The following is a 9,330-nucleotide window of genomic DNA, read 5'->3' on the forward strand; positions in this document are numbered from 1 at the left end:
AAGACCACCTCCGCGTCGGTCATCCCGCTCAGCGCGGCGAACGCGACACGTCCGGCGTCGAGCACCGGGGTGGCCGCCTCGGCCGCGACATACCCGCCGACTTCGGACTCGTTGCGAGCGTGCTGCGCGGTGGCCTCGATCACCGCGAGGCTCTGCCGCGAACAGGCGGCGCTGTCCAGGTGCAGGCCGGCCGCCGGGGGCCGGGCCGACCGCCACTGATCGGCCAGCGATCCGCCGACGGTCACTTCACGGCCAACGACAACCCGAAGTCACCTGCGCCGTCGGTCCACCACCGCATGCGGCGCAATCCGACAGCGGCCAATTCGGCGCTCACCTTCTCCGGGTGGAACTTGCACGACACCTCGGTGAGCATCTCCTCGCCCGCCTCGAAGTCCGCGGTCAGCTCGAGCGCACCGACGCGCACCCGCTGGCGGCGTTCGGCCCGCAACCACATCTCGATGCGTTCCTCCGACGCGTTCCACCGCGCGACGTGCCGGAAGGCGTCGACGTCGAAATCCGCTTCCAGTTCCCGGTTGACCACGGCGAGCACATTGCGGTTGAACGCCGCCGTCACCCCGGCGGTGTCGTCGTAGGCGCGCACCAGCCGCTCGGTGTCCTTGATCAGGTCGGTGCCCAGCAGCAGGCTGTCGCCGGGCCGCATCTGGGCGGACAGCGCGGTGAGGAAGTCCGCCCGCGGTCCGGGCGTGAGGTTGCCGATCGTCGAGCCCAAGAACACGAACAGCCGTCGCCCGCCCGCCGGGATCTCGGTCAGGTGTTCCTCGAAATCGCCGCAGACGGCCTTGATCTCGACCCCCGAGTATTCCTGCTGGATGGCCGTGGCCGCAGTCGACAGGATGCTGGCGTCGACGTCGAACGGGACGAACCGGCGCAGCGAGCCCCGTTCACGCAGGGCGTCGAGCAGCACCCGCGTCTTTTCCGAGGTTCCGCTGCCCAGTTCCACCAAGGTGTCGGCCTCGCTGGCCGATGCGATTTCGGCCGCCCGCGCGCGCAGGATCTCCGCCTCGGCGCGGGTCGGGTAGTACTCGGGCAACCGGGTGATCTGGTCGAACAGATCGCTCCCAACGGCATCATAGAACCACTTGGGCGGCAACGACTTCGGCGTCTTTTGCAGGCCGTCGAGCACATCGCGGCGTAACGCGTGGTACGCCGAGTCGGCGGCGAGGTGGTTCGACAGCGACAGCGTCATCAAGGCCCTTTCGGAGGATCCAGCGCCGTCAGCGTGACGCCGTCGGCCGTGACTTCGACGAGATGACGGTCCGGCACGTCCTCCCAGTCGGAGTCGTTGTCGTAGGGTTCACTGGCCAACACCACGCCGTCGGTGCGGCGCAGGATGGACAGCGTGTCACCCCAGGTCGTCGCCAGCATTCGAGAGCCATTGGCGACCAATATGTTCAGCCGGGCACCGGGGTCGGCCGCCGCGATCTCGGCGATCGTGTCCCCCAGCGCGTCGAGACCGCGCTCGAAGATCACGGCCGCCAGTATGGCGCTGTCGCAGACCGATTCGGCCCGTGACGTCGCCGGCAACACGGCCCGCTCCACAACCCCGTTGTGCGACAACAACCACTGCCCGTCGGTGAACGGTGCCGTCGCACTGATTTCGATCGGCATGCCGACGGTCGCCGAGCGCACGGCGGCCACGACGCAGTGGCTGCGCAGCGCCGGCGCGACGGACTCGAACGACACGTCACCCCAGAGCGGCGCCTGGCTGCGCCACCGCCGCGGTACCGCGCCATCCGGGGAGGCATCGAAAAACCCGACACCCCAACCGTCCGCGTTCAGCAGGCAGTGCTTTTGGCGGCGCGGTGCATAAGACTGCACCCGCAGGCCGAACGGCGGGTCGAGCACCAGCGAGGAGACCGTGACGTCGACCCCGAGCCACCCCAGATGCCGGCACATCAGGCGGGGTCCCCGGCGCCGGAGACGTCCCAGGCCAGCCGGACGCCGGAGAAGATCTGGCGCCGGTACGGATGATCCCAATTGCGGAAACTCGGCCGCAGGATGCCCGGCTCCACGGCCCACGATCCGCCGCGCAGCACCCGGTAATCGCCGTCGAAGAACGGTTGCGAATAGCGCTCGTAGAGCATCGGGACGAAGCCCGGCCAGGGCCGCAGCGGGGAGGTCGTCCACTCCCAGACATCGCCGAGCATCTGCTCGGCCCCGCACGCCGAAGCGCCGGCGGGGTAGGCGCCGACGGGCGCCGGCCGCAACGCGGTGCCGCCCAGGTTGGCCAGCGCCGCGCACGGCTCCTGAGCGCCCCAGGGGTACCGGCGCCGGGTACCGGCGGACGGGTCCCACGCGCAGGCCTTCTCCCACTCCATCTCGGTGGGCAGTCTCGCGCCGGCCCAGGCCGCGTACGCCTCGGCCTCGAAATAGCTGACGTGCTGGACGGGTTCGTCGGCGGGGATGTCTTCGACATGGCCGAATCGGGTGCGGGTGGCGCCGTCGGCATTCCAGAATTGCGGCGCGCTCAGGCCGGCGGCGTGGCGGTGCTGCCAGCCGCGCTCCGACCACCACCGCGGCTGGTGGTAGCCGCCGTCGTCGACGAAATGCCGCCACTCACCGTTGGTGACCGGGACCCGGCCGATCCGGAACGCGGGCAGATCGACGACGTGACCCGGGCGCTCATTATCCAGCGAGAAGGGTTCGCCGCCGGGATCCGCGCCGAGCACGAATTCACCGCCGGGCACCAGTACCGAGGTGCCGGCCAGCCCCGGCCGGGCGGGTGGTAGCGCCGAAACGTCCCGCAGAAGCGGTGCGCCGCTGCGCAGGTTCAACGCCTGCAGCATGGTTTCGTCGTGCTGGTTTTCGTGGCTGACCACCATCGCGTACGCGAAGGCCGCCTCGTCTCCGGCCGGGTCGTCGGGCAGCGCGTCGAGGGCGTCGAGCACCGCGGACCGCACGGTCCGGCAATAAGCCCGCGCCTGATCCGGCGACAGCAGCGGCAGGTCGACGCGGCTGGCGCGGGAGTGCACGAAGGCGTCATAGAGCCCCTCGACGGCCGGCGACAACATCGACGGCCGGGCGGGATCGCCGCCCCGCAACAGCCAGAGCTCTTCTTGCTGGCCGATGTGGGCCAGATCCCACACCAACGGGCTCATCAGCGGGTCGTACTGCCGGCACAGTTCGGCATCGTCGAAGTCGACCAGCCGCAAGGTCCGCGTCCGCGTCCGCGCCAACTGGTCGGCAAGAGCCTCCCGGCATGACGATCGCAAGCGCGGCGCAGCCGGGCGCAGCGGGTCGGAATCATCGGGAGTAGTCACGGTCCCCCTTGCGCCAGCCGCGCCACCCTCGACACCTCAGCGGCGACGCCGTGCTCGATCACCTGGTCGGCGAAATCGTCGCCCGGACACCGGCCCTGTTCGACGAGGCGGACCAATCGCTGCATCGCGTCGCCGATTTCGGCCGGCGCCTTCTCGGCCGCGATGGCGACGCACGCATTGGCGGCCGCGTAAAGCCGTCGGTCACGCAACCCCAGCCGCGCCGCGATGTCCCAGGCGGTGGCCACCGGTTCGACGGCCTCGGCCGCGGTGTCGGCGGCGACCGGGTCGTCGAGCAGGGCCACCAGGGTGAACACCACGGCGGGCCACAATGCGTCCGGGACGCTGTCCAGATAACGGATCTCCAGCCACCCCCGGGGGCGGACCGGCGGGAACAAGGTGGTCAGGTGGTATTCGAGGTCGGCGACACTGGGGCGGCGATCACCGAGCAACACGCGGCCGTCGACCCAGTCGGCAAACGGCACCCAATGGGTGACGGCCTCGGCGTCCGGGGTGTGTACCAGCATCACCGGAGCCTTGAGCGCGTAGCGCGCCCAGTCGGTGCCCGGGTCGTCGCCGCTGGCACCCAGGATGGGGCCGCAGCGCGCCGAATCCATCTGCCCCCACACCCGCTGCCGGCTGGACACCCAGCCGGTGAAGTCGCCACCCAGCATCGGCGAGTTAGCGGTGATCGCAATCATGGTGGGCCCCAAGGCATGCGCCAGCCGCACCCGCGCCGCCCAGCCTTCGCGCGGCCCGGCGTCCACGTTGACCTGAATCGAGGCGGTGGACGTCATCATCGCCGCGCCCGCCTCCCCGGAGTCGCTGGTGGCGAAAAACTGTTCCATGGCGCGGTACCGGGAGCCGGGGTTGATGCGCTTGGGCGGTCGCAGCGGGTCGGCGCCGAGGAAGACCAAGCCCAGGCCGGCCTCAGCGAACGCCGGCTGCAGCACGGCCTGGTCCCGCCGCATCGCGTCAATCGCGGGCATCACGCCGTCGGCCGGCGGGCCGGAAAGTTCGACGGCGCCGCCCGGTTCCACGGTGATCCTGCTGCCGCCCGGTAGGGCGGGGAGCGCGTCGAGCACCGCGGCGATTTCGTCCCAGCCGGGTCTGCGCTGCGGGTCGGCCGGGTCGTGGCAATGGGCTTCCAGTTCCAGACCCACCCGCCCCAGCGGGGCGCCCACCAGACAGCCCTCGGCGATGTATTGCGCGACGGCCGCCGAGTCGGTCAGTTCGGCGATCTTCAGCTCCGGGGCAGGGCCGGCACCGGTCAACCGCGAGTCCGCCGCAGTGGTCGGCGCGAACGTCATATCACGATCCCTTCGGGCCCGCCCAAGCCTCAACATGCACCTGCGGACCGCTTCGCTGCGCAGCTAATCGAACGATATCCGGCACTACTTCGCCTAGTGCTTCATCTATCAGACGCCCCCGACATATTCCCTTCCCCCCGCTTCGTGGGCGGACGGCAAGGACGGATACCCAATCGCTCGACTATTGACCCAACGCGTTCTGCATCGCCCCAGCTAGCACGTTCACCGCGGGCCCGGCGTTGCCGGCCTGACACACTTTCGCCTGCAGCAACACGTTTTCACGCAGCCTGGTTTGATCGAAGCAGCGCCGGTCGGTGCCCGCCTCCTGCTTCGTCCAACTCGCGTCGGCAGGACCCGCCGGCCCGCCGTCGAAGGACCACACCTGCGTGCTGCCGTTGTCCAGGTGTATCGCGGTCGTCTGTCCCGAACAGCCGACCGTTCGATCCACCACCCGATGAAATGCCCCGGCCGCGGCGTCGTTGGTGGCGAACACCCCGACGGCCTGCTTGACCAGATGCGTCTGATCGGTCGCCGACGTCTGAGTGACGGCTCCGTTGAACGACGCCAGGTCGGGGTCGTCGTACACCTCGGGCAGCCCGATGTCCGCCCAATTGTTGCATTCCGGGAGGTCCACCCAGTCGCCTTGCACCGGCCGGGTGAACACCGACTCCCACCCCATGGATCCGCCGACGATGTTGCCGACCGACCCCTTGCCGAGGACGGCGTAGTTCACCACGCCGGGCTCCGACGGGTGCGCGGCCGCGACCGCAGGCGCGATCGTGGCCGCCCACGCGAAGCCGATGGTGAGGACGCCCCGGTAAACCTGCGTGGCCCGCATGGTCATGCAGCGATCATGCCAGGCGCCCGGGCGCCCCTTAAGGGCGCGGCGCGGGCGTACCGGGAGCGGGGCTGACGGCCGTCGGCTGACCGGGGCCGCTGACACCGGGGCCAGAGACCGGACCGCCGGGGCCGCCCGGACCACCGGGGGGCATCGGAACGATCAGCCCGGGGCCACCGGGCCCGGGTCCCCACGGCCCATTGTCGGGTCCAGGACCACCGGGTCCGCCGTACCACGGGCCGGGACCGCCGGGGCCCCCGTACTGCCATGGGCCGTTGCCCGGGCCGGGGCCGCCGTACTGCCACGGTCCGTTGCCGGGTCCGGGGCCGCCGGGTCCGCCCGGGTGGAACATGCCGTGGTGATGGTGGCAGTGGTAGTGGTGCTTCCAAATGAAGGCGCCGACGAAGAACACCGACGAGATGATGAACACGATGCCCGCGACGATCACCACCCAGGCCGCCGCCGTGTAGAGCCGCGGCGGCTTCACCCGCTGCGGTGGCGGCGGTGGCGGAGTGACTGCGGCGGCTGGGGTCGGCTCGGCTTGCGGTTCGGGTGTCTCGCTCATGCCATGCCATATTGCCCTGCACGCCATGTCCTTAACAGGCCCCCGGCGACAAAATTGCTGTGAATCGAGACCCGGCGGTTAGGCGGCGGTTACCGCAAAAGACAGGTGGCCCGACGCTCGAGGAGAGCGCCGGGCCACTCGTGGGCATGGGGTTCTAGTTGGTCAGCACGATGATGCTCGGGGCCTGCCCCGGCGCTGCGTGCGAGGCCGCCGCGGAGTGGAAGACCGACGCGGGGAGCTGGCCCGGGGCCATGCCGCTGGGCCGCACGGGCGACGGAGTCGCAGGCGCGGTGGTAGCACCCGGGGCGTTCGGTCCGCCCGGCGCGACGCCGCCCGGTCCACCGGGCCCACCAGGACCGCGGTGCTGCATCATCGCGTGGTGGTGGTGCTTGTGGTGGTGGTGGTGGCCGTGATGGCCGCGGTGGCCAAGGATGAAGCCGGTGAAGAAGATGACCGCGACGATGAACACGATCCCGGCGACGATGGCGACCCACGCGGCGAGTTGGAAGACGCGCGGGGCCCGGTAGGCCGCTGCCGCTTCCGCGGCGGCCGGTGCAGTTGCGGTGGAGTGCCGCACAGTGGGGGTTTCAGATGTTTCACTCATGAGACAAATGATGAAGGCGTTAACAATAGTTGCGGCTATGCACTAGTTATGTAGCAGCTGTGAACCAACGCCGCCGCTCACGCCTCCAGCGGGAAAAGCTCAATCGCATTGCGGAACTTAGGGATCGGAGTCGGGCCGCAGCGGGTTGACCGCGAACTGGATGACCCGATACGGCGCGGCCACCCGCGCGCGAGTGTCCCACTGGCTCACGAAGATTCGTAGCTCGTCAAGCGTGGAACCGGGCGAGATGTAGCCGCCATACGGTTGCGCGAGCCGGTTGTCGTAGGGCGGCGGAAGGCTTTCCGCGGGCTCCGGCCACTCGTCGTGCTGCACCACCGTGGTGACCGGCGCGTCGCCCAGCGACGTCGGGTCGGCGGCCACCCGGACTTCCATGTTGCCCGTGACGGCATTGAAGTAGGACAGCACGGCCTTGCCGTCGATCTGCCTGACGCACATCTCGCCCACCGCCTCCGGCCACAACGGTGTCGGCGGCTTGCCCCAGCCCCCTTGCGGACCGGCGGCCCAGCCCTGCCACCTTGACCGGTCGGTGAACGTTTGCGGTGTCGCGCGGTACAGGACTACCGGCTCTCGACGGGTGAAACTGTCGGCCACGATGTACACCCACCCGCTGGGCGAATCCGGGGTCGGGATCGGGTCGTAATATCCGCTGATCTGCGTCTGCGAGCCACCTTGATAGGAGGCCGGCCGCTTGGAGCCCGGAATCGTCTGCCAGCCCGCGCGTGCCGGTTCGGCGGTCACCAGCCGGGAGCTCTGCGGCTCCAGGTCCTTTGTCGTCGTCACCATCACGTAGTTGCGCCGGTTGATCTGCACCACCCCGGCGGGCAGTTGCGAGGCGTCCGGCGGGGTGGGGTCGGCCAGCAGCGGATGGCTGATCCCGGTGACACCGGTGTAGCGCACCCCGGCCGGGTCGTCGATGGACGCGGTGTCGACGTGCAGCGCCACCGGCGCATACCAGCCGCCGAAGCCGACACCTTGACCGGCGAAGCTGTCGCCGCAGACCTGCAGCAGTTCGGTGGGGAATTCCACGAATTCACAGAGATCGGTCGCGCCGATGCCGTAATCCCCTGTGGGAGTGCCGGTACCGGCGCTGGGCCCGATCCGCAGCACCTGACCGGGCGCCAGCGGCTGCAGGATCGGCTCCGGAGCCGGGGCCGGCGGATCGGCGCGCGCGATACTCCAAACCCATTGTGGCACAACCAGACACACTGCCGACACGGCAAACAGGGAGCACCGCGTGACCAGGCGAGTGTGGGTGGTGCTCACCCGCGGGTCACAGCTGGGCGGCCAGCAGCTCGGCGATCTGGATGGTGTTCAGCGCAGCACCCTTGCGCAGGTTGTCTCCCGAGACGAACAGGGCCAGGCCGCGCCCGTCGGGCACCCCGGGGTCGCGCCGGATCCGGCCGACCAGGGATTCGTCGGCCCCGGCGGCCGCCAACGGGGTCGGTACGTCGACCACCTTGACGCCGGGCGCGCCGTCGAGCAGCTCGCGGGCACGCTGCGGTGTCAGAGGCCGGGCGAATTCGGCGTTGATCGACAACGAGTGCCCAGTGAACACCGGCACTCGCACGCAGGTGCCGCTGACGGCCAGGTCGGGGATGCCGAGGATCTTGCGGCTCTCGTGGCGCAGCTTCTGGTCCTCGTCGGTCTCGCCGGAGCCGTCGTCCACCAGCGATCCGGCCAGCGGCACCACGTTGAAGGCGATCGGTGCCACATAGGTCTTGGGCGCCGGAAACGGCACCGCGCTGCCGTCGTGCACCAACTGCTCGGCGCCGTCGACGACGGCGCGCGCCTGCGTGGACAACTCCTCCACCCCGGCGATCCCACTGCCGGATACCGCCTGATAGCTGGACACCACCAGCCGTTGCAGACCGGCCTCCTCGTGCAGCACCTTGAGCACCGGCATCGCGGCCATGGTGGTGCAGTTCGGGTTGGCGATGATGCCCTTGGGACGTACGTGCGCGTCCCGCTCGAAGTTCACCTCGGACACCACCAGCGGCACGTCCGGGTCCTTGCGCCAGGCCGACGAGTTGTCGATCACCGTCGCCCCGGCCGCGGCGAAGCGCGGCGCCTGCACCAGTGACATCGTCTTACCGGCGGAGAACAACGCGATGTCCAGGCCGGCCGGGTCGGCCGTCGCGGCGTCTTCGACCTCGATCTCCTGGCCGCGGAAGGTCAGCTTGCGGCCCTGCGAGCGCGACGACGCGAAGAACCGCACCGAGGTCGCCGGGAAATCCCGCTCGTCGAGCAGCCTGCGCATCACCTGGCCGACCTGGCCGGTGGCGCCTACAACGCCTATTGACACCCGATGGTCAACCATCTATCTACCCGTCCCCGCATACACCGTCGCCGACTCCTCGCCGCCGAGCCCGAACGCCTCGTGCAACGCCACGACGGCCTTATCTAGTTCGGTGTCGCGGCACAGCACCGAGATGCGGATCTCGGAGGTGGAGATCAGCTCGATGTTGACGCCCACTTCGGCGAGGGACTCACAGAAGGTTGCGGTGACACCGGGATGGCTGCGCATTCCGGCCCCGATCAGCGACACCTTGCCGATGTGGTCGTCGTAAAGCAGCTGGCTGAACCCGATCTCGTCCTTGAGCGCATCGAGCTTGGCCACCGCGGTGGGCCCACTGTCACGCGAGCAGGTGAAGGTGATGTCGGTCTTGCCGTCCTCGACCTTGGAGACGTTCTGCAACACCATGTCGATGTTCACG

At 69.6% G+C, this 9,330-nt stretch carries 10 protein-coding genes and 1 pseudogene; all 11 read right to left on the reverse strand.

From position 1 onward, the window contains the following. A pseudogene (locus Q0W90_RS20425) lies at nt 1-245 on the reverse strand (ergothioneine biosynthesis PLP-dependent enzyme EgtE); the annotation flags it as partial. After that, on the reverse strand, nt 242-1,207 hold the full coding sequence (gene egtD, locus Q0W90_RS20430; RefSeq protein ID WP_297592610.1) for an L-histidine N(alpha)-methyltransferase: 966 nt from the start codon (nt 1,205-1,207) through the stop codon (nt 242-244). The gene egtD and the pseudogene Q0W90_RS20425, both read right to left, overlap by 4 nt. Then, nucleotides 1,207-1,917 carry an ergothioneine biosynthesis protein EgtC gene (gene egtC, locus Q0W90_RS20435; RefSeq protein WP_297592608.1) on the reverse strand — a complete coding sequence of 237 codons (711 nt, stop codon included), beginning with the start codon at nt 1,915-1,917 and terminating at the stop codon, nt 1,207-1,209. Before egtC ends, egtD begins: the two co-directional genes overlap by 1 nt. Continuing rightward, on the reverse strand, nt 1,917-3,233 hold the full coding sequence (gene egtB, locus Q0W90_RS20440) for an ergothioneine biosynthesis protein EgtB (protein WP_297699411.1): 1,317 nt from the start codon (nt 3,231-3,233) through the stop codon (nt 1,917-1,919). Before egtB ends, egtC begins: the two co-directional genes overlap by 1 nt. A gap of 44 nt (nt 3,234-3,277) precedes the next feature. Beyond that, nucleotides 3,278-4,588 (reverse strand): ergothioneine biosynthesis glutamate--cysteine ligase EgtA, encoded by a 1,311-nt coding sequence (egtA, locus tag Q0W90_RS20445; RefSeq protein ID WP_297592606.1) that lies wholly within the window; start codon nt 4,586-4,588, stop codon nt 3,278-3,280. 181 nt (nt 4,589-4,769) lie between these two features. Continuing rightward, on the reverse strand, nt 4,770-5,432 hold the full coding sequence (locus tag Q0W90_RS20450) for a sensor domain-containing protein (RefSeq protein ID WP_297592604.1): 663 nt from the start codon (nt 5,430-5,432) through the stop codon (nt 4,770-4,772). A 31-nt stretch (nt 5,433-5,463) separates the two neighbouring features. Next, nucleotides 5,464-5,991 (reverse strand): hypothetical protein, encoded by a 528-nt coding sequence (locus tag Q0W90_RS20455; RefSeq protein WP_297592601.1) that lies wholly within the window; start codon nt 5,989-5,991, stop codon nt 5,464-5,466. Nucleotides 5,992-6,145: 154 nt separating this feature from the next. Continuing rightward, a complete protein-coding gene (locus Q0W90_RS20460; protein ID WP_366895551.1) occupies nt 6,146-6,568 on the reverse strand; it encodes a hypothetical protein in 423 nt (140 codons plus the stop codon). A 144-nt stretch (nt 6,569-6,712) separates the two neighbouring features. Continuing rightward, nucleotides 6,713-7,879 carry a DUF4185 domain-containing protein gene (locus Q0W90_RS20465; RefSeq protein WP_297592597.1) on the reverse strand — a complete coding sequence of 389 codons (1,167 nt, stop codon included), beginning with the start codon at nt 7,877-7,879 and terminating at the stop codon, nt 6,713-6,715. 7 nt (nt 7,880-7,886) lie between these two features. After that, on the reverse strand, nt 7,887-8,918 hold the full coding sequence (locus Q0W90_RS20470; RefSeq protein ID WP_297776242.1) for an aspartate-semialdehyde dehydrogenase: 1,032 nt from the start codon (nt 8,916-8,918) through the stop codon (nt 7,887-7,889). A gap of 15 nt (nt 8,919-8,933) precedes the next feature. Next, nucleotides 8,934-9,330, reverse strand: a 397-nt coding sequence (locus Q0W90_RS20475; protein WP_297776244.1) for an ACT domain-containing protein, incomplete at its 5' end; no start/stop codon positions are given.

The organism is Mycobacterium sp., assembly GCF_025933915.1.
Classification (GTDB): domain Bacteria; phylum Actinomycetota; class Actinomycetes; order Mycobacteriales; family Mycobacteriaceae; genus Mycobacterium.